23 protein-coding genes are annotated in these 26070 nt (G+C 64.2%); 21 read left to right on the forward strand and 2 right to left on the reverse strand.

All coding sequences use genetic code 11. From position 1 onward, the window contains the following. Window positions 1–206: 206 nt before the first annotated feature. The 13 genes from infC (at window position 207) to AC1AV0_RS08075 (ending at window position 13006) form a co-directional block, all read left to right on the forward strand. Window positions 207–935 (forward strand): translation initiation factor IF-3, encoded by a 729-nt coding sequence (gene infC, locus AC1AV0_RS08015; RefSeq protein WP_094637070.1) that lies wholly within the window; start codon window positions 207–209, stop codon window positions 933–935. Further along, window positions 916–1110, forward strand: a complete 195-nt coding sequence (gene rpmI / locus AC1AV0_RS08020; protein WP_476572834.1) for a 50S ribosomal protein L35 — start codon at window positions 916–918, stop codon at window positions 1108–1110. Before infC ends, rpmI begins: the two co-directional genes overlap by 20 nt. A gap of 45 nt (window positions 1111–1155) precedes the next feature. Further along, the gene (gene rplT / locus AC1AV0_RS08025; RefSeq protein WP_094637071.1) at window positions 1156–1539 is read left to right on the forward strand and encodes a 50S ribosomal protein L20; all 384 of its coding nucleotides are present in this window, start codon (window positions 1156–1158) and stop codon (window positions 1537–1539) included. A 100-nt stretch (window positions 1540–1639) separates the two neighbouring features. Then, window positions 1640–2638 (forward strand): site-specific tyrosine recombinase XerD, encoded by a 999-nt coding sequence (gene xerD / locus AC1AV0_RS08030; protein WP_476572837.1) that lies wholly within the window; start codon window positions 1640–1642, stop codon window positions 2636–2638. A gap of 345 nt (window positions 2639–2983) precedes the next feature. Beyond that, a complete protein-coding gene (locus AC1AV0_RS08035; protein ID WP_476572839.1) occupies window positions 2984–3823 on the forward strand; it encodes a ParA family protein in 840 nt (279 codons plus the stop codon). 105 nt (window positions 3824–3928) lie between these two features. After that, entirely contained in the window at window positions 3929–4777 is an 849-nt protein-coding gene (locus AC1AV0_RS08040; RefSeq protein ID WP_476572988.1) for a segregation and condensation protein A, read from the forward strand. Window positions 4778–4779: 2 nt separating this feature from the next. After that, window positions 4780–5391, forward strand: coding sequence for an SMC-Scp complex subunit ScpB (gene scpB / locus AC1AV0_RS08045; protein WP_476572841.1), 612 nt, complete (start codon window positions 4780–4782; stop codon window positions 5389–5391). Between the two features lie 99 nt (window positions 5392–5490). Beyond that, window positions 5491–6342: an NUDIX hydrolase gene (locus AC1AV0_RS08050; protein WP_476572844.1), complete on the forward strand. Its 852-nt coding sequence runs from the start codon at window positions 5491–5493 to the stop codon at window positions 6340–6342. 75 nt (window positions 6343–6417) lie between these two features. Next, a complete protein-coding gene (locus AC1AV0_RS08055; protein ID WP_476572846.1) occupies window positions 6418–7791 on the forward strand; it encodes an MFS transporter in 1374 nt (457 codons plus the stop codon). 203 nt (window positions 7792–7994) lie between these two features. Beyond that, window positions 7995–9920 carry a translational GTPase TypA gene (gene typA / locus AC1AV0_RS08060; RefSeq protein ID WP_476572848.1) on the forward strand — a complete coding sequence of 642 codons (1926 nt, stop codon included), beginning with the start codon at window positions 7995–7997 and terminating at the stop codon, window positions 9918–9920. Window positions 9921–10169: 249 nt separating this feature from the next. After that, window positions 10170–10670, forward strand: a complete 501-nt coding sequence (locus tag AC1AV0_RS08065) for an alcohol dehydrogenase (protein WP_476572850.1) — start codon at window positions 10170–10172, stop codon at window positions 10668–10670. A 144-nt stretch (window positions 10671–10814) separates the two neighbouring features. Next, complete coding sequence (locus AC1AV0_RS08070; protein WP_476572852.1) at window positions 10815–11930, forward strand: prephenate dehydratase; 1116 nt, start codon at window positions 10815–10817, stop codon at window positions 11928–11930. Further along, complete coding sequence (locus AC1AV0_RS08075) at window positions 11924–13006, forward strand: prephenate dehydrogenase (RefSeq protein WP_476572854.1); 1083 nt, start codon at window positions 11924–11926, stop codon at window positions 13004–13006. Before AC1AV0_RS08070 ends, AC1AV0_RS08075 begins: the two co-directional genes overlap by 7 nt. Before the next feature lie 35 nt (window positions 13007–13041). Here AC1AV0_RS08075 and AC1AV0_RS08080 read toward each other — a convergent pair whose 3' ends face one another. Beyond that, complete coding sequence (locus AC1AV0_RS08080) at window positions 13042–13293, reverse strand: DUF6725 family protein (protein ID WP_476572856.1); 252 nt, start codon at window positions 13291–13293, stop codon at window positions 13042–13044. Between the two features lie 99 nt (window positions 13294–13392). On the opposite strand from AC1AV0_RS08080, the gene AC1AV0_RS08085 reads away from it, so the two are divergent. Next, a complete protein-coding gene (locus AC1AV0_RS08085) occupies window positions 13393–14361 on the forward strand; it encodes a tyrosine recombinase XerC (RefSeq protein ID WP_476572858.1) in 969 nt (322 codons plus the stop codon). A 65-nt stretch (window positions 14362–14426) separates the two neighbouring features. On the opposite strand, the gene AC1AV0_RS08090 is transcribed toward AC1AV0_RS08085, so the two are convergent. Continuing rightward, on the reverse strand, window positions 14427–17063 hold the full coding sequence (locus AC1AV0_RS08090) for a transglutaminase-like domain-containing protein (protein WP_476572860.1): 2637 nt from the start codon (window positions 17061–17063) through the stop codon (window positions 14427–14429). 374 nt (window positions 17064–17437) lie between these two features. On the opposite strand from AC1AV0_RS08090, the gene AC1AV0_RS08095 reads away from it, so the two are divergent. The 7 genes from AC1AV0_RS08095 (at window position 17438) to AC1AV0_RS08125 (ending at window position 26067) form a co-directional block, all read left to right on the forward strand. Beyond that, window positions 17438–19072, forward strand: a complete 1635-nt coding sequence (locus tag AC1AV0_RS08095) for a peptide ABC transporter substrate-binding protein (RefSeq protein ID WP_476572862.1) — start codon at window positions 17438–17440, stop codon at window positions 19070–19072. 254 nt (window positions 19073–19326) lie between these two features. Continuing rightward, a complete protein-coding gene (locus AC1AV0_RS08100; RefSeq protein WP_476572864.1) occupies window positions 19327–20253 on the forward strand; it encodes an ABC transporter permease in 927 nt (308 codons plus the stop codon). A 14-nt stretch (window positions 20254–20267) separates the two neighbouring features. After that, window positions 20268–21251, forward strand: coding sequence for an ABC transporter permease (locus tag AC1AV0_RS08105; protein WP_476572866.1), 984 nt, complete (start codon window positions 20268–20270; stop codon window positions 21249–21251). A 12-nt stretch (window positions 21252–21263) separates the two neighbouring features. Then, window positions 21264–23288: a dipeptide ABC transporter ATP-binding protein gene (locus AC1AV0_RS08110; RefSeq protein ID WP_476572868.1), complete on the forward strand. Its 2025-nt coding sequence runs from the start codon at window positions 21264–21266 to the stop codon at window positions 23286–23288. Window positions 23289–23434: 146 nt separating this feature from the next. Further along, window positions 23435–24292, forward strand: a complete 858-nt coding sequence (locus AC1AV0_RS08115; RefSeq protein ID WP_476572870.1) for an exodeoxyribonuclease III — start codon at window positions 23435–23437, stop codon at window positions 24290–24292. A 177-nt stretch (window positions 24293–24469) separates the two neighbouring features. Then, the gene (locus AC1AV0_RS08120; RefSeq protein ID WP_476572872.1) at window positions 24470–25327 is read left to right on the forward strand and encodes a DUF3710 domain-containing protein; all 858 of its coding nucleotides are present in this window, start codon (window positions 24470–24472) and stop codon (window positions 25325–25327) included. A 5-nt stretch (window positions 25328–25332) separates the two neighbouring features. Further along, on the forward strand, window positions 25333–26067 hold the full coding sequence (locus AC1AV0_RS08125) for a DUF3159 domain-containing protein (RefSeq protein WP_476572874.1): 735 nt from the start codon (window positions 25333–25335) through the stop codon (window positions 26065–26067). Window positions 26068–26070 lie beyond the last annotated feature (3 nt).

Consider the following 26070-nt stretch of genomic DNA (forward strand, 5'->3'; position numbering starts at 1 on the left):
GCGGGAATTCCCCACCTGGAAGCCTTTCAGGGCTTCGGGTTCAAGGCAACAGCCTCACCGTTCCGGGCGCTCGACGCGCGGGTAGAGAACGGTTTGCGACACTTTAAGGTGTCCATATGCGATTGCGCGCGATATAGGGCGCAGGTTGTGGCTTGCCATGAACACGAAGCTTGAAGACATCCAGTCCGGAACACCGCTGAAGGAACATGAGGATTGGAGTCATCATCAGCGACGAACCACGCATTAACGACGAGATTCGCGTCCCGCAGGTGCGCCTGATCGGCCCGAAGGGCGAGCAGGTGGGAGTCATCGCGACCGCGGTCGCCCTCAACCTGGCGAAGGAAGCGAACCTCGATCTCGTCGAGGTGGCGCCCAACGCGAAGCCTCCGGTTGCGAAGCTCATCGATTACGGCAAGTTCAAGTACAACGAGAAGATCAAGGCTCGTGAGGCTCGCCGGAACCAGAGCACGGCGGAGATCAAGGAGATCCGTTTCCGCCTGAAGATTGACGACCACGATTTCGAGGTGAAGAAGGGCCATGTGACCCGCTTCCTCAACGGCGGCGACAAGGTCAAGGTCACGATTATGCTGCGAGGCCGCGAACAGTCCCGCCCGATCGGTGGCGTGGAGCTGCTGCAGCGTCTGGCCGCCGACGTCGAGGAATTCGGCACGGTGGAGTCCCAGCCGAAGCAGGAGGGCCGCAACATCATCATGACGTTGGCACCCAAGGGCAAGAAGGTGCATACCCAGTCCGAGCAGCGTCGTCGCGGCGACCAGTCCCGCGCCGAACGTCAGGCTCGACAGGCTGCGCGCCTTGCCGCCAAGCAGGAGGCCCAAGCCCAGGCCGTGGCCGAGGCGAACGCCAAGATCGCACCCCAGACTTCCGAACAGAAGAACAACACCAAGGAGGGCAGCAATGCCGAAGATGAAAAGTAATTCCGCCGCTTCCAAGCGCGTCCGTGTCACCGGCAAGGGCAAGCTGATGCAGGTCGGCAGCGCCATGCGCCACAACCTTGAGCACAAGTCGTCCCGCAAGCGTCGCGCGCTGTCCAATGACGCCGTAATCGCCGCTCCGCAGGCCAAGAAGCTCAAGCGCATGCTCAACAAGTGAGCCCCACCGGAATTTACGACCTTTAAGAAAGCTGAGGAATAGAATATGGCACGTGTCAAGCGCGCAGTGAACGCCCACAAGAAGCGTCGCGTCGTTCTCGAGAGGGCTTCCGGCTACCGCGGCCAGCGCTCCCGTCTGTACCGCAAGGCCAAGGAGCAGCTGCTCCACTCCTTTAACTACAACTTCCGCGACCGCAAGGCTCGCAAGGGCGACTTCCGCAAGCTGTGGATCCAGCGCATCAACGCCGCGGTCCGCGCTGAGGGCATCACCTACAACCGCTTCATCCAGGGCCTGAAGCTGGCCGGCATCGAGCTGGACCGCCGCGCTCTCGCCGAGCTGGCCGTGTCCGATCCCGAGACCTTCAAGGCCATCGTGGACGCCGCCAAGGCCGCCCTGCCCGAGGACGTCAACGCCCCGGTCGAGGCCTGATCGATTCTTCTGACACGATGCCCCGCTCGCCACAGGTGAGCGGGGCATCGTCGTATCTGATGGCATCGCGCGGCGAACCCGCCGTAATACACTGGAGCCTATGACTTATGGATTCGCGCCGCTGCTTGAGCAGTTCCTCGCCCATATCGATGTGGAACGCGGATTGGCTCCGTCCACGGTGAAGGCCTACGAATCCGATCTCGGCAAATACTTCGACTGGCTGGACGCGCAAAGCATCGACGACCTCTCCCACATCACCCGCCATGACGTGGAAGGGTATGTCGCCTCGCTCGACGACGCCGGCGAAAGCGCGCGCAGCAAGGCGCGCCGCCTCGCCAGCGTGCATGAATTCCATAAATTCGCCCTGACCCAGCACGTCGTGGCCGATGATGTGTCGGCCGCGGTGAAGGCCCCCAAAGGCGCGTCCACGCTGCCGGACGTGCTCACGGTGGACGAGGTTGCGCAACTGCTCGACACGGTCGCTCCGACTGCTCCGAACAGTCCGCATACTCTGAACGCCCCGAACAGTTCGACTGCTCCGAACTCTCCGAACGCCGAAGACGCCTGTTTCGACGCGGTGACGCTGCGCGACAAGGCGTTGCTCGAATTCATGTACGCCACCGGATGCCGCGTCTCCGAGGCCACCGGCGCGAATCTCGAAGACATCAACCTCGACGAACAGGTCGCCAGACTCATGGGCAAAGGCTCCAAACAACGTCTGGTGCCGGTCGGAGGCTACGCCTGCGTGGCATTGCGGCGCTATCTCGAACGCTCGCGCCCCGAACTCGAACGGCGCGCGAAACCCACGAACGTGGAGAGGCGCGCGTTGTTCCTCAACAAGCGGGGGCGGCGTCTCTCCCGCCAATCGGTGTGGGAGATCGTGCGGGGCGCGGGGGAGCGCGCGCATATCGACAAACCGCTGCATCCGCACACCCTACGGCATTCCTTCGCCACGCATCTGATCCAGGGAGGCGCGGACGTGCGCACCGTGCAGGAGCTGCTGGGACACGCCAGCGTCACCACCACGCAGATCTACACGCATGTCGCGCCGGAGAACCTTATTGAAGCGTATCTGACCGCGCATCCTCGCGCGAGGTGACTCCGACAATAGGAGATGCCTCGACTGTGCTCGGCATGACGATCCCGCGGTGAAGCGGGCGGACGCGGTCGGTGCGCGGATTTGGCATCAATCGACTCCGCTCGGCATGACGATCCCGTGGCGATGCGGGGTGGAACGCAGACGGTGCGCGGATTTGGCATCAAACGACTTCGTCCGGCATGACGATTCCGTGGTGATACCGGGCGAAGTCGGGTTTTTCGGCGTGGCAGTCTGCCTCCGGACCGGATGACACGATAGGCTGATGGGGTGGAAGACGAAACGTTTGCGCAAGGCTCGCTCGATTTGGGCGATATGGCGGCGAGGGATATTGCTAAGGTGAACACTATGCCTACGGATTTGCTTGGACGCGTCTACGAAACCTTCCCCGCTCCCGAACCGCTGCGCCAGCACGGTCCGGCGCGGGTCATCGCCATGTGCAACCAGAAGGGTGGCGTGGGCAAAACCACCAGCTCCATCAATATCGCTGGCGCGCTCAGCCAGTACGGCCGCCGTGCGCTGATCGTCGACTTCGATCCGCAGGGCGCGGCCACAGTGGGCTTGGGCATCAACGCGAACACGGTGGAGAACACCATCTACACGGCGTTATTCAACCCCTCCATGGATCCGCATGAGGTGGTGCATCACACCGCCTTCGAGAACATCGACATCATCCCCGCGAATATCGACCTGTCCGCGGCCGAGGTGCAGCTGGTCACCGAGGTGGGGCGCGAACAGGTGCTGGCCGGCGTGCTGCGCAGGCTCAAGCCCGAATACGATGTGATCATCATCGACTGCCAGCCCTCGCTCGGCCTGCTCACCGTCAACGCGCTCACCGCGGCGGATGGCGTGATCATCCCCGTGGCGGCCGAGTTCTTCGCCCTGCGCGGCGTGGCCTTGCTCATGCAGTCCATCGAGAAGGTGCAGAGCCGCATCAATCCCGACCTGCAGGTGTACGGCGTGCTGGTGACGATGTTCACCAAAACGCTGCATTGTGAGGAAGTGCTGCAGCGCATCTACGAGGCGTTCAACGACAAGGTGTTCCACACGGTGATCTCACGTTCCATCAAACTGCCGGATTCCACTGTGGCTGCCGCTCCGATTACCATCTTCGCCCCCGGGCACAAAACCAGCAAGGAATACCGCGAGGTGGCGCGCGAGCTGGTGGCGCGGAGCATCATCGCCTGATGCGTCGTCTGGCATGCACGGCGTCCCGGCGGACCTGCCGTGCCGCGTTCGGCCGGCCCGCGCAGTCGCGTATGACGTATGGAATCGTGGTGAGCCATGGATGAGATGGACCAGCTGATCGCCGACCATGCGGGTGACTCGACCGAGGCGGAGTCCGCTTCCGGATTCCACGTCGATCTGGAGGTGTATTCCGGCCCCTTCGATGCGCTGCTCGGCATGATCGCCAACAATCGCCTGGAGCTCACCGAGGTGTCGTTGTCCACCATCACCGAGGAGTTCCTTGCCTACGCGCGCACATTGGATTTCGCGCGCAATATGGATGAGGCCAGCGCTTTCCTCGACGTCGCTTCGATTCTGGTGGAGGCGAAAAGCGTCGCCCTGCTGCCGGGCGGCGAGGACGAGCGGCGCGACGAGCAGAGTCTTGAGGCCTTGCGCGAACGCGACCTGCTGTTCGCGAGACTTCTGCAATACCGCGCGTTCAAACAGGCGTCCAATGATTTCCGCGCGCGTTTCGCCGCGAACTCCGGACGTTTCCCGCATCCGGGCGTGATGGACGATACCGTGGCGGCTATGCTGCCCGAACTCGCCTGGACCTTGGGCGCGGAGGATCTGGCCAGGTTGGCGGCCCAAGTGTTCGCCAACGCGCCCGTCTCGCAGGTCAGCGTGCACCAGCTGCATGTGCCGCTGGTCGACCTGCGCGCGCAATCCGCCTTGGTGCGCGACCGGCTGCGCGCGTTGCCTGCGGGGGAGTCGATCACCTTCGCCCAGCTCACCGAGGACGTGGAGCATCGCATTGGAATCGTGGCCCGGTTCCTGGCCGTGCTCGCCTTCTTCAAACAAGGTGCCGTCCAGTTCAAACAGGACGGACCGTATGCGCCGCTGCACCTGAGATGGGTGTCCGGCGTGGACGACGAGATGTCCGACGTGAATATCAGCGAAAGGGATTTTGCGTAAAGATGAACAGCGTGAATGCCGCTTCCAGCCGCCCCGAATACGTGGATTTCACCGTGGAGGATTTCCCCGGAGGCCTGAACGCCTGCGTGGAGGCGATTCTGATGGTCGCCGACCAGCCGCAGCAGGCCGAGGATCTCGCGCGCGTGCTCGCAGTGGGCGAGGATGTGGTCGAACAGGCGTTGGCAACGTTGTGCGAATCCTATGAGGCCGAACGGCGCGGATTCGAACTGCGGCATACCGCGCGCGGATGGCAGTTCGCCAACCGTTTGGAATTCGAACCGGTGGTGTCCGCCTTCGTGACCGACGGGCAGACCGCCCGACTCAGCCAGGCCGCGTTGGAGGCGCTGGCCATTGTGGCCTACAAGCAGCCGGTGACCCGCGCGCAGATCGCCGCCATCCGCGGCGTGAACTCCGACGGTGTAATCCGCTCGCTCACCGTGCGTGGACTGGTGCGCGAGGAGGGCACGGATCCCGACTCCCGTGCGGCGCTGCTGGTCACCTCGGGTCTGTTTTTGGAGAAGATGGGATTGGAATCCCTAGACCAGCTGCCGTCGTTGGCGCCGTTCATGCCGAGTCCGGAATCCGCGTTACGTGAGGCGCAATCCGAGGAATAGCGCCGATTTCCGGCAAATGCACGCAACACGCCCGACTACTTATGGTCATTGTGACTATAAGTGATATGCTCATGCGCGACCACATAGGAAGGCGCGCGCATGGGCATCGGCAATGTTTCGGAGAGACGGCTGCAATCGCCGCACGTCGGTGTCTCCGTCGTCATTCTGGCGTTGGGCCCCGGTTCCACCGCCACTCCGCCCGCGCCCGCCGGTAACGACGGCACCGCCTCGCATCATCGCCTCTGGCTGCCTTTGGTGCGCCGCACCCGCCAGCCGTACCGCGGCATGTGGGCGCTGCCCGGCGAAGGCGTCCGCTCCGACGAAACCCTGGAACACGCCGCCTGCGAGGCGTTGGAATCCACCACCGCGCTGGCCGCGCGCTATCTCGAGCAATTGCACACCTTCGGCGGGCCAGTCCGTTCACAAGGCGGCCTGCCCATGGTCTCCGTCGCCTATTGGGCGATGGTGGGGCAGTTGGAGGCTCCCGTGGCCGATTCCTCCGACAATGTGCGGTGGTTCCCCGAAGACGAGCTTCCCGAACTGGCGTTCGACCATCGGCAGATCATCGACTACGCGCTGCGACGCCTGCGCACGACCATCGAATACCCCGACGTCGTCGCACGTCTCGTCGGTCCCACCTTCACCTTGCGGCAGCTGCACGGCGTGGTCGAGGCCATCGCCGGACAGTCGGTCGATCTGGCCAACTTCCGTCGCAGAATCCTCGCCTCGGGCGAATTGGAGGATACGGGGGAGAAGATGCGCGAAGGCCGCCAGCGTCCCGCCGCCGTCTACCGCTACACACCACGCGCCGAACGCGACGCCGCCGCCTGGACGCGCGGACTGTTCGGCGACGAACTCCATCGTCTCAACCAAGAGCTGCGGCTGAAGCGCGAGACGGACGAGCGCGCCTTCGACGATCCGCTTTCGGCGTTGGTTCCGCACCGCGGATAGAGACGCCCCCACATTCGTGGCATGCCGTCGGCACGCCGCCCAACAATAACCACCACCATTATGAGAGAAGGAATGATGAGCGCAGCACAGGCATCATCATCGCAATCCACGGCCGCGCGAGAAGGGGGCATGCCGACCCGCAACGAGCGTCTCGACCGACTGCCGTTCAACAAGGCGCATCGCAAACTTCTGGTCGCCTCCGGCATCGGCTGGGCCTTCGACGCCATGGACGTCGGCCTCGTGTCGTTCGTCGTGGCCGCCATCGCCGCCGACCCGCATTTCAACCTCAGCGCCACGGAGAAATCGTGGGTGCTGTCCATCGGATTCGTCGGCATGGCCATCGGCGCCGCCCTGGGTGGATATGTGGCCGACCGAGTGGGGCGCAAAACCGTGTTCGCCGCCACCCTGGTGATCTTCGGACTGGCCAACGCGGGCATGGCGTTCAGCTGGACGCTGGCCGCGCTGCTGATCGCCCGCTTCGTCATCGGTTTGGGATTGGGCGCCGAACTGCCGGTGGCCTCCACGCTGGTCTCCGAATTCTCGCCGACCGCGCAGCGCGGACGTATGACCGTGCTGTTGGAATCCTTCTGGGCCGTCGGATGGATCGTCGCCGCGATGATCGGCTATTTCGTGATTCCGAACACCGGCGACTGGGGATGGCGTTGGGCGCTACTCATCGGCGCGCTGCCGTTGCTGTACGCCATCGTCACCCGCGCGCATATTCCCGAATCCGTGCGCTTCCTCGAAGCCCAAGGGCGCGAGGACGAGGCCGAGAAGGCCGTGCGATACTTCGAAAAGGCCTCGGGAATCAGCCCCGTCGCCTCTCCCAAGGGGCATCCGCTGCCGAAGATCAAGACACGCGAACTTTTCGGTTCCAAATACATCGCCCGCACCGCGGCCATCTGGGCCACCTGGTTCTTCGTGAACTTCTCCTATTACGGCGCGTTCACCTGGATGCCGAGCCTGCTGGCCGACCAGTTCGGCTCATTGACCAAATCCTTCGGTTACACCCTGGCGATCTCCATCGCCCAGCTTCCCGGCTACTTCCTCGCCGCATGGCTGGTGGAGGTCTGGGGTCGGCGCAAAACCCTGAGCGTGTTCCTCGCCGTCTCCGCCGTGGCCGCATTCCTGTTCTCCCAAGCTGGTTCCGTGGCGCTGGTGCTGGTGTTCGGCATGCTGCTGTCCGCCTCGAACCTCGGCGCGTGGGGCGTGCTCTACGCCGTGACTCCGGAGATCTATCCGACCCGTCTGCGCGGTGCCGCGGCCGGAGCGGCCGCCGCCTGCGGTCGTGTGGCAGCCATCATCGCGCCGCTGCTGGTGCCGTGGTTCCTGACCATGTCGGGCGGCGACAAGACGGTCGCCTTCATCATCTTCGCCGCCGCGTTCGTTCTGGCCTGCGCCGCAGCCCTGTGCCTGCCCGAGCGTAAGGGCCTTGATCTGGAGGATTAAGCCCGGTTTTCGACTCCGCGCGCGCATTCCGCAGGAACCGTTCGTTAGGGCGGCCTCTTCTGCGGCATGCGCGCGGTTTTCGTATGCGTCGGGGCTGTCGGGCAATGCGCGTAACATTGCGTCGGTTTGTGTGTAAGGGGCCGGCGATTCGCCGGCAGTCAATCAAGAACCCAGAAATCAACAGGAATTAAGAGAGGTATTTCATGGCGGTTCGCGGTGATATCCGTAATGTGGCGATTGTGGCTCACGTCGACCACGGTAAGACCACGCTGGTCAATGCCATGCTCCAGCAGTCCCACGTCTTCAACGAGCGTGAGGAAGTCCCCGACCGCGTGATGGACTCCAACGATCTGGAACGCGAGAAGGGCATCACCATTCTCGCCAAGAACACGGCCGTGCAGTACACCGGCCCGCTGGCCGAGAAGTACGGCCACCCCGAGGGCATCACCCTCAACATCATCGACACCCCCGGCCACGCCGATTTCGGCGGCGAGGTGGAACGCGGCATCTCCATGGTCGACGGCGTGGTGCTGCTCGTCGACGCCTCCGAAGGCCCGCTGCCGCAGACCCGCTTCGTGCTGCGCAAGGCCCTCGAGGCCAAGCTGCCGGTGATCCTGTGCGTCAACAAGGTGGACCGCCCCGACGCCCGCATCGAAGAGGTGGTGGGCGAGGCCTCCGACCTGCTGCTCGGCCTGGCCGACGATGTGCAGCACGAAGGCGTCGACCTCGACCTCGACGCACTGCTCGAACTGCCGGTGATCTACTGCGCCGCCAAGGCCGGCTACGCCTCCAACAACCAGCCCGCCGACGGCGGACTGCCCGACAATGAGGATCTCGAGCCGCTGTTCGAGGCGATCATCTCCAACATCCCCGCCCCCGAATACGAGGAGGGCGAGCCGCTGCAGGCCCACGTCGCCAACATCGACTCCTCCGACTTCCTCGGCCGACTCGGCCTCGTGCGCATCTACAACGGCACGCTGGAGAAGGGTAAGACCTACGGCCTGAGCCGCGTGGACGGCTCCATCGCGAACTTCCGCGTCTCCGAGCTGCTGCGCACGCAGGGCCTGGAGCGCATCCCCGTCACCTCCGCGGGCCCCGGCGACATCGTCGCCGTCGCCGGCGTGAACGACATCATGATCGGCGAAACCATCGTCGACCCCGCCGACCCGAAGCCGCTGCCGCTCATCCACGTGGACGATCCGGCCATCTCCATGACCTTCGGCATCAACGACTCCCCGCTGGCCGGCACCGAAGGCAAGGACCACAAGCTCACCGCCCGCATGATCAAGGATCGCCTCGACCGCGAGCTCATCGGCAACGTGTCCATCAAGGTGCTGCCCACCGACCGCCCCGACGCGTGGGAGGTGCAGGGCCGCGGCGAACTCGCGTTGGCCGTGCTCGCCGAGCAGATGCGCCGCGAAGGCTACGAGCTGACCGTCGGCCGCCCGCAGGTGGTCACCAAGACCATCGACGGCGTGATCAACGAGCCGATGGAGAACACCACCATCGACGTGCCCGAGGAATACATGGGCACCGTCACCCAGCTTATGGCCGACCGCAAGGGGCGTATGGACTCCATGACCAACCACGGCTCCGGCTGGGTGCGTCTGCAGTTCACCGTGCCGAGCCGTGGCCTGATCGGCTTCCGCACAGCGCTGCTCTCGTCCACCCGCGGCACCGGCATCGCCTCGTCGATCTCCGCTGGATACGCGCCGTGGGCCGGCAAGATCACCATCCGCCAGAACGGCTCCATGGTGTGCGACCGCAAGGGCATCGCCACCCCGTACGCCATGCAGCGTCTGCAGGCACGCGGCAACTTCTTCGTCGATCCGCAGTCCCCGGTGTATGAGGGCCAGGTCGTGGGCGTGAACAACAAGCCCGACGAGCTCGACGTGAACATCACGCTGGCCAAGCATATGACCAACATGCGTTCCTCCACCGCCGACGTGCTCGAAACCCTCACCCCGCCGATTCGCATGAGCCTCGAGGAGTCGCTGGACTTCGCCAACGAGGACGAATGCGTCGAGGTGACCCCCGAGTCGATCCGCGTGCGCAAGATCATCCTCGGCCGCGAAGAATGGTACAAGTGGCGCGCCAAGCAGCGTCGCCAGAATGCTCAGCAAAGCTGAGCATTCTACTGAACCGTCGTTCTTTTCGTCATCCTGAGCGGAGCGCGTAGCGCGGAGTCGAAGGATCTCCTGACCGTCGGTTGCGTGGTGCTGAGATTCTTCGACTCCTCTCCGCTTCGCTCAGAATGACGGGGGCATATTGCGCTTCGCTCGGGATGACGGGTCTGTGGCCCGGAACGTCATGGTTTTCAGCATCCTCTCTTGGAAAAGGGAGGATGCTTTTGTTTTGGCGGCGCTACACTGGCAGATATGAATCGACCTGAATCCGCCTATGAGAACGCTTTGCTACCGTGGAGCCACCGCCAGAACGCCGCGGTGCGCATCGCCCTCACTCTGCTTGCGGGTGCGGGCGCGGCCCTGATCGGCACTCTGGCACATCGCATGGGCGCAGCCTACAACATTCCCTACGGTCTTGCGCTGGCCTTCGCGATCATAGGACTATCCGCGTGGAGCGCGCGGGCCAGACTCGGCGTCAGCGGGCTGGCACTGCATCTGATCGCTTCGTCGGCCGTCGCGTGGGGTGTGGCGATGAGCGCCACCAGCTCCAACGTGCTGATTGTGGCCGGATTCAGCTCCGAGGTGCCGTTCTTCAGCGAGCACGCGGGATACATCTGGCTGTACGGCCTGATCGTCCTGCAGGTGACGATGGTGGCCATGCCTAGCCGCTGGTTCACGGTTCCTCCCAGAACCGTTCTCACCCAAGAGTCAGAAAACCATGACGATGCCGAGCCGGACACCGACGAGCAATAATTCGGCCCGCATGTTTCGACGGTGATATTCGCGGATACGGATGTTCGGGTAGGCAAACCGCAGCTGGAAACCCAGTCGAAGTGATGTCCGCGGATGCGGGTGTCCAGATGCACGGCGCGCCCGCGAACAGGTACAGTGAAGCCTATGACTGGAATAACGCTGACCTATCTGGGGCCGGAGGGCACGTTCACGCATCAGGCGGCCATGACCGCGGCCGACATGCTCGCGCCTCTGTTCGAGGGGGAACGCCCCGAACTCATCGCCGCGCCCGACGTGCCGTCGATTATGCGGGCCGTGGAGGCGGGGGAATCCTGGGGCGTGATCGCGTGGGAAAACAATGTTGAAGGCTATGTGGTGCCGAATCTCGACGCGCTGATCGACGCACGAGACATCGCCGGTTTCGCCCGCGTCGGAATCGACATTACCTTCGACGCCTTCGTACGCGACGACCCCGCCAGCCCCTCCGACACGCCTCCCTCTCGTCATTCCGACGCGCCTTCTTCTCCCCCCGACGCGTCTTCTTCTCGTCATTCCGAGCGCAGTCGAGGAATCCCACCCGCCGAGCCAGCCGACGCCGCCGCCCTCCGCGCCCTGCGCGGCGCGACCGTCAGCGCCCATTCGCACGGCCTCGCCCAATGCAAACGATTCATCGCCGAATACGGTCTGGTTCCCGAGGCGGCCAGTTCCAACGCCGCCGCCTGCCGTGACCTCAAACCCGGACAGGTGGCGTTCGGACCGTCCATCTGCGGCCCGCTGTACGGTTTGCACACCGTCGCCAAGGGCGTGCAGGACTACCAAGGCGCCCACACCGAGTTTCTGGTGCTCGCTCCGCGCGCGACGGTGATGGATTTGCTAGCCCAGGCGCGCGAAGACGAGGTGGCCGAATACGAGACCATCATCACCTTCATCCCCTTAAGCACCGGCCCGGGCGTGCTGGCCGACCTGCTCGACGTGCTGCGCGACGCGGGCTTGAACATGACAAGCTTCATCTCCCGCCCGATCAAAGGCCACGACGGCACCTACAGCTTCATCGTCACCATCGACGCCGCGCCATGGCAGAAACGCTTCCAAAACGTGCTTACCGAAGTGGCCGAGCATGGCGACTGGGTGAAAACCCTCGCCGTGTATCCGCGTCGGGAGCGGCCGAACCCGCCTGTCGACGATTGGATGCTGCCCCAAGGCGGCGTGCATCTCGATGAGGCGCGTCTGCCCGAGGGATTCGACCATGACGACGCGGTGAGAAGGGAACTGCTGTGGTAGAGACGAACGTCATCGAAAATCAGACGCCATCCGGCGGCGATCCGTCCGTCATCGGCGTGGTCGGACTCGGTTTGATCGGCGGATCGCTCGCCCGCAGACTGGTCGCCCGCGGTCGCACGGTGGTGGCGTGGAACCATCGCCCGCATCCGTACGAGCAGGCGCGGCGCGACGGCATCGTCTGCAAGGATTCGCTCGCCGAACTCGTAGCCGCGAAGCCCGATGTGGTGGTGCTGTGCAATCCGCTGAAGGCCATGCCCACCATCCTCGCCGAACTCAAGCCGCTGCTGGACGCATGCCCGAACGCCACGCTCACCGATGTGGGCAGCGTCAAAGGTATGGTGCGCGAACAGGTCGAAGCCGCCGGTCTGGGGCATCGGTATGTGGGCGCGCATCCGATGGCCGGCAACGAGCGTTCCGGTTGGAGCGCGGCCGACCCGCATCTCTACGATGACGCCCTCTGGGCGGTCACCGTTGACGGGCACACGGCGTACGAACGTTTCCTCACCGTGATCCGCTTCGTTATCGACGCGGTGGGCAACCGGGCGATCGTCCTCGACGACGACACCCACGACCGCGCCGCCGCACTGATCTCCCACATGCCGCATGCGGTCGCCACCGCGCTGATCAACGAACTGGTGGATGACCCCATCCGCAATATCGCCGCCGCGCTGGCCGCCGGCTCATGGCGCGACATGACTCGTGTGGCGCTGACCGATCCCGAACGCACGCGCGCGATGATCGAAGAGGACGCGGCCAACGTCGAAATCCTGCTACGCCATATGGCTTCCCGGCTCAACGCCGTGGCCGACCGGCTGCACGATTCCGACGCGTCCGCGTTGACGGAGTTCTTCGCCGCAGGCCAGCCGTTCAGGGACTACAAGGCGGCAACGAACGCGCAAGCGACGACAGGCGAGGCGCATGCCACGAATCATGCGAACGCCGCCGCGGCGCAACCGTTGACGGTTCCCCAAGACGGATGGCAGCGGACGCTGCTGGAATCGGCGTTGCGCGGCGAGCATATCGTCGCCGTCACCGGCGACCGTGAGATGCGTGTGGCCGTACGCTCGCGCGTGTGAGCGTACGGCCACACGCCGGACCGCCCGCCTTACGATTACGGACGGAAGTTCGGACGTTCGGGAACGGGTTTGATGGTGGCGATGGTGTCGGCTTCGATGGACACGCGCTGGGCCGGGCGTGAGCCGTTGGCCGCTGCGTCGCGCATCAGCTCGAGCGTGCGGCCGTCCCAGGCACGCACATGGCCTACGAAATCACGGAATTTGGTGCGATGGTCGGTCGGGTCGACTCCGTCGATTACCCGAACCACGATGCGCGATCCCGCCGGTATCTCCTGTGGCAGCGCCATGATAAGCCCCTTTCGTGAAACGACGATGTCCGACTATTCATCAGAATACTCGGGTAAGCTGGCGGATACCGTGAACATCAGGGGAGGGGAGCCAATGCCATGCGTTTCGACGAGCAGCTGCACGAGTATCTCTCCTATCTCAAAGCGAACCGGGGCTTAAGCGAGAACACGCGCAAAGCGTACGGCTCCGATGTGGGGGAGTGCCTGCAATTGCTGGAATCGCGGGGTATCGAAAACCTATGCGAAATCACTTTGGAGGATCTGCGCGGCTGGATGGCCCATGAGTCGCGTTCGCACGCGCGCAGCAGCATGGCACGCAAAACAGTGGCGGTCCGCGGATTCTTCGCATGGGCGCACGACCATGGCGTCACCACCTCCGATCCGGCGGCCACGCTGATGACGCCGAAAATCCCCGACACGCTGCCCACGGTGCTCACCGAATCGCAGGCCGAACAGTTGTTGAACGCCCCCGCGGCGAATCCCGAACATTCCACCGCCTCCATACGACGCAAACCAAGCGGGTCCGCTCCGGTCGCCCTGCGCGACGCGGCGATTCTCGAACTGCTGTACGCCACCGGCATCCGCGTGGCCGAATTGGTGGGATTGAACGTCGCCGACGTGGACTTCGCCAACCACACGCTGAAAGTGACGGGCAAAGGCAACAAACAGCGGGTGGTGCCCTTCGGCACACCCGCCTCACAAGCTCTGGAGGATTGGGTGGAGCGCGGACGGCACGCCATGGTTCAGGCGGCGCGCGCGTCCTCGCATAGCGCGCATGGGGGGCGAGACGCCGGCGAGGCGCTGTTTGTCGGCCAACGCGGCGGCCGTCTCGACCAGCGCGTCGCACGCGAGGTAGTGCATCGGGCCGCGCGTGAGGCCGGCGTGCCCGACATCAGCCCGCACGCCCTGCGGCACAGCGCCGCCACCCATCTGCTGGACGGCGGGGCCGATCTGCGCGAGGTGCAGGAGATGCTCGGCCACTCCTCGCTACGCACCACCCAGCGCTACACGCATGTGTCCATCGAACAGCTCAAAGCCCGCTACGGACAGGCGTTCCCCCGCGCGTAGGATGCGGGCGATTCGGGACCGAACCTAATCTCACGTGCACTCGCGCCATGTGTCGCAAGGCGTGCCTATCGCGCGGCCATGCGAATGGCGAGTTCCACGGATCCCACACTGTATCCGCTGCACGCGTAGGTGGCGATAGTTTTCGTGCCCTCGCCATGCGCCACAACCAGCAACGGCAGTTTCTCCGGATCGACGAAGGTGATGCGCGCCAGCCGTTCGGCGCTCGCCGCCTCGCAACCGTAGCGCGCGGGCGGCATGGGGAGTCGTTCCATCTGGTCGACGATCGCCTTCGCCGGCGGCATATCGCCTGGGCAGGTCGCGACGATCAACTGGGGTCCTTCCGCCTCGCCCGCCACCCCGACACGATCCTGATACGCGCGCAATTCGTCGAGCACATGGATGCTGGGTTCGGAGCCATGTGCGTCGAGCACGCACAGTACCGCCGAAGCGCCGGGGTTCCCATGCCTATCCATCAGGGCGCGCAGGGTGTGTGTCGTGCCGTCGTCGGCGGTGAGCGGAACCTCCTCCAGTTCGATGCGGTTCGCCAGCTCGTCCTCGCTCGGCTCGCGCCACATCAGTTCGATATCCGTCCCGTCGTCTTCGGAGAGGTCGAACACGCGTTCGGCGGCCAGTTGGTTGCCGTTGGGCAGACGGGTGGTGGTGATGAGGCGATACCGTCCGGCCTCCAACGTCACCGTCATACGCCCGTCCTGCCATGGATGGTCGGTGAGGTCCAGCGACGTGTAGTCCATGCCGTGGTCGGTTTGGGAGAGCCGGCCCAGGCTCCAATCCGTGGGATAGCGGGGCGAAGAGCGTTCGCCGGCGCGCAACAGCAGTCTTGTAGGGCGACGGTCAGTCGAGGATTGCGGTGTCCGCGATGCATCGTCGGGTTCGCGCTCGAGTTGGCTGTGCGCGACGGTGTGGAAAGTCTCGCCGTCGAACCATTGCGGCAGACGGTTTTGGGGATCGAGCCGGGCGGGCACGCCCAGCGCACGGCATGCGCGCACGAAGGCGATGTCGCGACGCGAAGACTCGTCGCGGATGTCCAGCGGCAGCACGGATGCCAGCGCCGTCTGTGATGATGATGCGGATGCGTTCGGTTCGGACGGCGACGTGCTTGAATCTGCCGTCGACTTGTCCGGTTCGGCCATCGACTTGTCCAGCTCGGATATCGCCCGGTACAACGCCTGCGGGTCGGTCCGGAACCGTTCCTGTTCTGCGGCCGTGAGCCGGCGTCGGAACGCAAGCCGGTGTTCGGTCAGCTCCTCGATATCCACACGGGCGTTGAGCACGGTCTCGCGCCAAAGTTTCCGCGCCCGGTCTTCATCCACATCGGCCAGCCAACGCGAGAACGTGTCGCGTTTCACGGCTTTGGCGCCTTCGAAGGCGTCGCGCAGCTGGCTGTCGGTCACATCGGCCAGATCCTTGCCGCGCAGGGCTCGTACCAGTTCGAGACGGTCGACGTCATCGTCGGCGAGCAGGAACGCGCTGACGGTCGGCCAATTGCCGCCCGCCTCGGCTAGCAACCCGTCCATGCGGGCGTCGCCGGTGCGCGAAAGCCGTGCGAATTCCTCCAACCGGGCCACACGCATGGCCTCCGCCCGCGCGGCACGCGCCACACCGCGGGCGCGTTCGTCGGCGGTCAACCGTTGGGCCCTTGAAGCGTTCGACGGTGGTGCCGTCAAATCGGTCAGCCGCCATTCGTCCGGAGCGGGATTCTCATGTTCCAGCGTGAGCGAAACCGATGAGACCTGGGCCGTGTCCACCGTCGTTTCAGCGAAGCGACCGCCATATGCGGCGTGCACGCGCACGGAGCCCTTGCCCAAGGTCAGCGTCGCCACTCCCGCGGCATCCGTGTCGATGGCGGCGATCGTCGAATATTCGGCCATGTTGAGCAGTTGGAACGACACCGTCGCTCCACACGCCGGCGTCACGCCGTCCGTATCCGTCACACGCACCGCAAGCCGTGTGATGGGCGCGTAATGGTCGGTCACATTCTCCAACAGTTCGAGCTCGTCGCCGCCGGCCGAACGTGAGACGTTCACATTGCCGCACGAATAGTCGCTGAACACGCGCGCATGCACCAGCATCGCACGGGTCGCCGCACGGTCGAACCAGCCGCGGTCGAGCCGTTCTTCCGGCTCGCACGCGCCCATGAACCGCCATACTCCGTCGATGCGTGCCTCGACCCAAGCGTGGTTGTCGTCGCAATGCGCCCAGCGCGGCGTGTAGATCTGCCGGGCGGGGATGCCGATCGAACGCAACGCGGTGACCAGCAGCGTCGACTCCTCGCCGCAGCGGCCGATGCCGCGGTTCAGCGCGCCGGCCGGCGAGATGGTCCGTCCGTCGGTGGGCGCGTAGGTCACATGTTCGGCGCACCAATAGTTCGTTTCGATGGCGGCGCGCTCCATATCCAAGCCACGCACGCGCCCGCGTAGCTCATTCCAGATCCGCTCGCGGCAGGGGAGAAGCCGCTCGTTGTTGACGCGCGGCCACGCCACGTAATGTATGAACACGTCATCGGGCAAGGCACGGGTCCATTCCATTTCCCGGTGCAGCATCGCCGCATGGCGCGCGCATTCCTCCAACGCCGCGCGGCCCTCGCGCAGGTCGAAAGTTCCGAGCGCGTCGGCGAACATGCGCATCAGTGTGTCCGCATCGCGTGTGTTGGTAAAGGGGCTGTTCGAGGCGTTGACGTTCACCGGAGGCACCTTTCGTGAGCGATTGGCCTACGCGGAGCGCGAAAGGCGGCGTTCTATGGAAGGAGAATTAACATAACAGTAACATTGATGGCGGCTTGCCTTGGCGGCGGCGCCGAATATCCCCGCTAACGGTGTCATACCAACCTGTGGGATTCGTGGGTTTTCCGCGTGAATTCGTTATGAGTCTTGCGTAAAGAAGCGAAACGGTGCAATGCGACAGGCATATTTCGAGACTGAGATTGTGCCTGTCGCGTTTGTGGGGCACAATTGACAATCAATCAAGCAAAGGGGTGGGGCTGGCAGAACCAGCGGAACCCCATTTTTGCGTGAAGCGGGGTGCGAGTCCCCGCAATCCAATGAATAGGAGAAACCATATGAAGAAGAAAGCTCTCGCTTTCGCCGCCGCGGTCTGCGCCACCGGCCTGCTGCTGAGCGGCTGCGGTGCCAGCAACTCCGGCGACGCCGCCTCCAACGACGGCATCATCACCGCCTACGGCTGCGAGCCGCAGAACCCGCTGATCCCGGGCAACACCAACGAGACCTGTGGCGGCAACCCGATCGATATGCTGTTCGCCAAGCTCGTTGCCTTCGACGCCGATGGCAACGCCGAGAACGAGGTCGCCGAGTCCATCGAGCCGAACGAGGACAACACCGAGTACACCGTCACCCTTAAGGACGGCTGGACCTTCACCGACGGCACCCCCGTCACCTCCGAATCCTTCACCAAGGCCTGGAGCTATGTGGCCAACGCCGCCAACGGCCTGGTCAACTCCGGCTTCTTCAACATCATCGAAGGCTATGAGGCCCTGCAGGACACCAGCCTGACCGGTGACGAGCAGCTTTCCGGCCTGACCGTGGTGGACGACACCACCTTCACCGTCAAGCTCGTTGAGCCGAGCTCCGCCTTCCCGATCCAGGTGGGCTACACCGCCTTCGCCCCGCTGCCCGAGTCCTTCTACGACGATCCGGAAGCCTTCGGCGAGAACCCGGTGGGCAACGGCCAGTACAAGCTGGACCACTGGACGCACGATTCCGAGATCGCCCTTGTCAAGAACGACGACTACAAGGGTGTGCAGCCCGCCCAGAACAACGGCGTGACCTTCAAGGTCTACACCGATGTCGAGGCCGGCTACGCCGACGTTCAGGCCGGCAACCTCGACGTGATGGAGACCGTGCCGTCCTCCGCCACCGCCACCTTCGAAACCGACACGACCGTCCAGGCCTACAACGAGGCCGGCTCTGTGATCCAGACCTTCACCTTCCCGTCCGATTTGGAGCACTTCGCCGATGACGAGGAGGGCCACCTGCGTCGTCAGGCCATCTCCCGCGCCATCGACCGCCAGAACATCGTCGACAAGGTGCTCAACGGCGTCGGCACCGCCGCCACCGACTTCACCGCTCCGGCGATGCCGGGCTACTCCGACTCCCTCGAAGGCAGCGAGGTGCTCACCTACGACGCCGACGCCGCCAAGGAGCTGTGGGAGCAGGCCAACGCCATCAACGCGTGGGACAACGACACCGACAAGCTCACCATCGCCTACAACGCCGATGGTGGCGCCAAGCCGATCTACGACGCGATCGTGAACTCCATCACCAACGCTCTGGGCATCACCTGCGAGACCAACCCGATCGCGACCTTCTCCGAATTCCGTGAGTCCATCTCCAACCGCACCATGGAATCCGCCTTCCGCACCGGTTGGCAGCCCGACTACCCGTCCGCCGAGAACTACCTCAAGCCGCTGTACTCGTCCTCCGCAGCCGATGGCAATGGCTCGAACGACGGCGACTACAAGAACCCCGAGTTCGACGCGCTGATCTCGCAGGCCGCCTCCGCTGCCGACACCGAGTCCGCCAACGCCCTGTACCAGCAGGCCGAACAGATCCTCTTCGAGGACATGCCCGCCGTCCCGCTGTACTACAGCAACGCCAACGGTGTCGCCGCCCTCGGCGTGAACGGTCTGGACTTCAACTGGAAGAACCTGCCGGTCTACTACCAGCTCACCAAGTGAGCCAAACCGCCGTCTAAGCCCTGATTTCAGGGCCTGACGACAACCGTAAAGAATCCAAAACGGGGAGATGAGGATTGTCCTTGTTTCCCCGTTTTGGATTTTCACCATTTCATACGTCCTATGAACTGGTACACTTTCATGCAGTCAATGGCTGGCCGCCGTCATGCGGGTCACGCGTTCCATGGAGGAACGCGCGGCATGCATGGGACGGCCATCCGATCCACTTACGACACAATGTGAAAAGGAGAGGGCCCATGGGCAGATACCTCCTGCGGCGCATTCTGCAGATGATTCCGGTGGTGCTGGGCACCACGCTGCTGATCTACGCGCTGGTCTTCGCGCTTCCCGGTGATCCGGTGGCCGCGATGTTCGGCAACAAGCCGGTGAACGAAGCCGTCGCCGCGCAGATTCGAGCCGAATATAATCTCGACAAGCCGTTCATCATCCAATACCTGCTGTTCCTCAAGAACGCGCTGACGCTCGACTTCGGTAAGACGTTCTCCGGACAGCCGGTGATCAGCGAGATCGCGCGCGCGTTCCCCGTCACCATCAAGCTGGCGCTTATGGCCTTCGTCTTCGAGGCGATTTTCGGCGTGGTCTTCGGCATCATCTCCGGCCTGAAGAAGGGCAAGTGGTATGACACCGTCATCCTCGTCGTCTCCCTGCTGCTCATCTCCGTGCCGACCTTCGTCACCGGCTTCGTGCTGCAGTACTTCGTCGGCGTCAAGTGGGGCCTGCTGCCCGTGACCGCCGGCAGCGACCCGGGCTTCATCGACCTGCTCATGCCGGCCATGGTGCTTGGCTCCGTGTCGATGGCCTACATCATCCGACTGACCCGCACCGAGGTCTCCTCCAACATCGCCGAGGACTACGTGCGCACGGCCCGCGCCAAGGGCATGGGCAACGGCAGCGTGATCGCCCGCCATATCCTGCGCAACTCGCTGATCCCCGTCGTCACCTACTTGGGCGCCGATCTCGGCGCGCTGATGGGCGGCGCGATGATCTCGGAGACCATCTTCAACATCCACGGCGTCGGCTATCTGCTCTACCAGAGCATCCTCAAGGGCGAAAGCAACATCGTGGTCTCCACGGTGACCCTGCTGGTGCTCATCTTCGTGGTGTGCAACCTCATCGTCGATATGCTCTACGCGGTGCTCGACCCGCGCATCCGGTACGCGTGACAAGGGGAGGAACAATGACAGACGGAACCATGAACAATTCGACTTTCCCCCCCGCAAGCAAGACGTTGCCCGGACAGGAGCGCTATGTGGCGCCCATCGAGGAGACCCCGCTACAGCAGGTCGACTCCGTGGACGAGTCCGCGCCGGCCACCAGCATGTGGGCCGACGCGTGGCGCACGCTGCGTAAGAACCCCCTGTTCATCATCTCGGGCGTCCTGATCATCTTCATCCTCATCGTGGCGCTGTTCCCGCAGCTGTTCACCAAGCAGAACCCGACCTACTGCGATCTGAACTTCTCGCAGGCGCCCGCCTCTGCCGGACATCCCTTCGGCTACGACCTGCAGGGGTGCGACGTGTACTCCCGCGTGATCTACGGCGCGCGTACCTCGGTGAGCGTCGGCATTCTGACCACGATCATCGTGGCCATCGTCGGCGGCGTCATCGGCGCGGTGGCCGGCTTCTTCGGCGGCTGGATCGACGCGCTGCTCAGCCGCGTCACCGACATCTTCTACGCGATCCCGTTCCTGCTGGGCGCCATCGTCGTGCTGCAGATGTTCCGCACCTCCTCCTCGATCTGGAAGGTTGTGCTCGTGCTGGCGCTCTTCGGCTGGGTGTCGTTCGCCCGCATCGCCCGCGGCTCCGTGATGGAGGCGAAGAACCTCGAGTTCAACACTGCCTCCACGGCGCTCGGTTCCACGCCGCTGCGCAACCTCGCGCGCCACGTGGTGCCCAATTCGCTGGCGCCGGTCATCGTGATCGCCACCACCTCGCTCGGCTCCTACATCGTCTCCGAAGCCACGCTGAGCTTCCTCGGTCTGGGTCTGCCCACCACCGTGGTCAGCTGGGGCGCCGACATCTCCAGCGCCCGCAGCCTGCTGCGCACCAACCCCGCCGTGCTGTTCTATCCGTCCGCCGCGCTGGCCATCACCGTGCTCGCCTTCATCATGATGGGCGACGCCGTCAAGGACGCGCTGGATCCCAAGAGCCGTACGGCCTGATCGGAGGAAACGATGAGCGAAACAACAAGCAACACCAATAACGCCATCACCATCGAGGAGCTGCAGCGCCAGCAGGGTCCCCTGCTGGAGGTCAAGGACCTTCAGGTCGACTTCACCACCGACGACAAGCGCTCCGTGCACGCCGTGCGCAACGCCTCCTTCAGCGTCTACCCCGGCCAGTGGGTGGCCATCGTGGGCGAATCCGGCTCCGGCAAGTCCACTTCGGCCATGGCCGTGCTGGGCCTGCTGCCCGGCACCGGCAAGGTGGTCGGCGGTTCCATCAAGCTCGACGGCCAGGAGATCTCCGGCTACAAGCAGAAGGAATTCGACAAGCTGCGCGGCTCCAAGATGGGCCTGGTGCCCCAGGATCCGATGAGCAACCTCAACCCGGTGTGGCGCATCGGCACCCAGGTCAAGGAGGCCCTCACGGCCAACGGCATGGACGTGGCCCACGAGAAGCGCGCCGCCCTGGCCCAGGCTCTGGCCGGCGACGAGGTCGAGATCCAAGGCAACGACGACGAGACCTTCATCGGCTCCAAGGAGCTGCCCGCGCTGATGGATGCCGCCAAGGCCGCCATCGCAGAAGCAGGACTGACCGGCGAACGCGCCGAGAACTCGATGAAGTACTTCGCCGAGGAATGGGTGCCCGGTTCCGAAACCCGCTGGCGTGTGGCCGACGACCTCATCAAGGCCGGCGTGGCCGATGAGAAGGCCTGGGCCATCGCCAAGCAGTACGTGACCGGCTCCACCATGGACGACCGCATCGCCGGTCTGCTCTCCGAGGCCGGCCTGCCCGACGCCGCCACCCGCGCGCGCCAGTTCCCGCACGAGTTCTCCGGCGGCATGCGCCAGCGCGCGCTGATCGCCATCGGCCTGGCCTGCCGCCCCGATCTGCTGATCGCCGACGAGCCGACCTCCGCGCTCGACGTGACCGTGCAGAAGCGCATCCTCGACCACCTGCACGATCTGACCGACTCGCTCGGCACCGCCGTGCTGTTCATCACCCACGATTTGGGACTCGCGGCCGAACGCGCGCAGCATATCGTCGTGATGTACAAGGGCCAGGTCGTCGAATCCGGCCCCTCGCTCGAGGTGCTGCAGCATCCGCAGCATCCCTACACCAAGCGTCTGGTCGCGGCCGCCCCCTCGCTCGCCTCGCAACGCATCATCTCCGCCAAGGAGCGCGGCGAGGACGCGTCGAAGCTGATGGAGCACCACGTCACCGATGAGGCCAAGCTCGAGAAGAGCGAGAACATCATCGTCGTGGACCATCTGACCAAGGAGTTCAAGCTTCCGCGTAAGAAGGAGCTGTTCAAGGCGGTGGACGACGTGTCGTTCTCCGTCAAGCGCGGCACCACCATGGCCATCGTGGGCGAGTCCGGCTCGGGCAAGTCCACCGTGGCGAACATGGTGCTGAAGCTCCTTGAGCCCACGGCCGGCACCGTGACCTATGAGGGCCGCGACATCGCCGGATTCAAGGGCAAGGAGCTGCTGGATTTCCGCCGCCACGTGCAGCCGGTGTTCCAGAACCCCTACGGTTCGCTCGATCCGATGTATTCGATCTACCGTTCCATTGAGGAGCCGCTGCGCATCCACGGCATCGGCGACAAGAAGAGCCGTCGCGACCGCGTGCGCGAGCTGCTCGACATGGTCGAGATGCCCGAGTCCGTGATGGGACGTTACCCGAACGAGCTCTCCGGCGGCCAGCGCCAGCGCATCGCCATCGCGCGCGCTATGGCGCTCGACCCGGATGTGATCGTGTGCGACGAGGCCGTCTCCGCCCTCGACGTGCTCGTGCAGGACCAGGTGCTGCGCCTGCTCAACGACCTGCAGGCCGAAAAGGGCCTGAGCTACCTGTTCATCACCCACGATCTGGCCGTGGTGCGCCAGATCGCCGACGAGGTCGTGGTGATGCAGCACGGCAGGCTTGTCGAGCACGCCACCACCGACGAGGTCTTCGAGCATCCGAAGATGCAGTACACGCGCGATCTGCTCGACGCCATCCCCGGCGGCAAGCTCCAGCTCGGTCTGGACTGAGCCGCCCGGCCCGTCGGGCTGTGAACGTCGGGCCATGAGCACACAGCGCAACAGCGCCTCACGAACCCCGGTCGTGTCCATTGGACAGGACCGGGGTTCTTACGTATCCGCGCCGGTATCGCGTCTCGCTGCTAAGGTCGGAATCCATGATCACCATCACCACTTCGAATGTGAACGGCATCCGCGCGGCCCGGCGCAAAGGCATCGAGGAATGGGCGGAACGCAACACGCCCGACGTGTGGTGCATGCAGGAGGTGCGCGCGCCGCAGGAGGAGATCGACCCGATCTACGATGCCTTCGCCTTCGGATACATGACCGCCGGGCGCATAGCCGAACCCGGCGAGCTCTCCCGCGTCAACGAGGTGTGCCGCGTGAAGGGGCGCGCCGGAGTCGGCCTGTTGAGCGCGTTGCCCGTCACCGACACCCGATACGGACTCGCCGGACTGAACGAGGATGTGGACTCCGGGCGTTGGATCGAGACGGACGTGACCACGCCGCAGGGCTACGGCATCACCGTCGCATGCGTGTACGTGCATGCCGGCAATACGGACGATCCGGTCAAAATGGAACAGAAATACCGCTTCCTCGACGCGATGCTCACGCGACTGGGCGAATTGCGCGACGAGGCGGCCCGCGGCGGCAAGCAGGCCGTGCTGTGCGGCGACTTCAACATCGCCCACACGCCGCTCGACATCAAAAACGCGAAAGCCAACGAGAAGCACGCCGGATTCCTGCCCGAGGAACGCGCCTATGTGGACCGCTGGCTGGGGGAGTACGAGTTCGTGGATGTGATGCGCGACCTCGCCGGCGAGATCCAAGGCCCGTACACATGGTGGAGCCAACGTGGACGCGCCTTCGACAACAACGTGGGCTGGCGTCTCGACTACCAGTTCGCCACGCCGGAGCTCGCGCAGACCGCGCGCGGTTTCGTGATCGACAAAGCGCCCACCTACGAGCTGCGGTGGTCCGACCATGCGCCGTTGAGCGTCACCTACGACGTGTGAGAGCCGCTCTCGACAACGCTTTGACCACATGGGCTCCCAAAACGTTGAAATTCCGTCGGAGCTCATGCCGAAACGGTTAAAGCGTTGTAACCATAGAGAATATTCAGGTGTTTCCAAGCGTAAGTGCTAGGCTTGTCACGGTTGCACCACACCGCCCGACTGAAACGAGGATAACCAATGGGACTGTTTGGATTCGGCAAGAAGAAGGCCAAGGATGACGCGGTCGTCGACGATGAAGTGAAGGCCGACGCCGAACTGGCCGAGAACACCGAACCCGACGAGGGTGAATCGGTCGACGGCATCGTCGTGCTGCCCGAGCCCTCCGCATCCTACGAAGGCCGCGGCGAAACCCAGGGCCCGTGGGATGTGAACGACGAGGACGTGCCCGACTACGACGACTACCTCGACCTGGGTGCCTACTATCTGCCGTTCCTCAAAGGCATCGAACTGCGCATCAAAGCCAACCGCGCCTCGAAGCAGATTCTCGGCGCCACCATCACCTACGGCTCCTCCAGCCTGGAGATCGAAGCCTTCGCGGCACCCAAGAGCATGGGATTGTGGGACGAAGTGCGCGCCGACCTGCTGGAGGCCAACTCCACCGCCAGCGAGGCGGAGGGCGTGTTCGGCACCGAACTGAAGCTTCCCGTCCATGTCAAGGGCGGACGCACCGTCACCACCCGCATCGTCGGTGTAGACGGACCGCGTTGGATGCTGCGCGGCATCTTCTCCGGCAAGGCCGCCGTCGACGCTAACGCCGACGAGACCGAGGCCCTCAACCGTTTCTTCGCGGACATCGTGGTGGAGCGCGGCGAGGAACCGCTCGCCCCGCGCGACCTCATCCCCATGCATCCGCCCGTTTCTCCGGCCGAACGCAAGGCCGCCAAAGCCAAGGCGGAAGGCGAGACGAGCGAGAACGCGGATGACAATCATCTCAAGAACATTCCCGACCAGCCCAAAGGCCCGTTCGACCAGGACCAGCAGACCGAAGTGAAAACCACCCTGTCCCGCGGTCCGATGTTCTCCGAAATTCGCTAGGCGACATGGCTGAAACAAAACGCACCGGTCTGGGCGCGTTGGCGAGCGCCGACACTGATGACGATTTCTCCGTCATCGACGCGATCGGCGGTCCCCGCGGCGTCGTGGAATCGATGTTGCCGGGATTCGTGTTCGTTGTGCTGTTTGTCGTGACCTCCGACCTGAACCTCACCATCGGCGTCTCCGCGGCCCTGGCCGTGGTGCAGGTGATCATCCGCCTGGCGCAGCGCCAATCCGTGATGGGCGCGGTCAGCGGCATGATCGCGGTGGGCATCTGCCTGATCTGGGCGTGGCGCACGCATGAGGCGCGCGACTACTACATGTTCGGCTTCATCACCAACGCGGTGTACGCCGTGCTGTTGGGCGCGTCGCTGATCGCGCGCGTGCCGGGACTCGGCCTGATAGTCGAATTCATCCGCCAGCTGCCCACCGAGCATTTCCGCGCATGGTTCCGCGGCTGGATGGACGACGCCGCGCTCAAGCGCGCGTATATGATCGTCACCGCCCTGTGGATGGGATTGTTCACCGTGCGACTGGTGGTGCAGGTGCCGTTGTATCTGACGAACCATGTGGCGCTGCTGGGCACCGCCCGACTGGTGATGGGTATTCCCTTCTGGGCGTTGGCCATCTGGGTGTCCTATCTCATCATCGCCACGCCCATGCATCGGCATAACGCCCTTGCTACGACCGCCGAATCCGAACCCGACAGTGCTGAATCCACCGCTGACAACACCGACTGACCA

Source organism: Bifidobacterium sp. LH_558 (genome assembly GCF_056356295.1).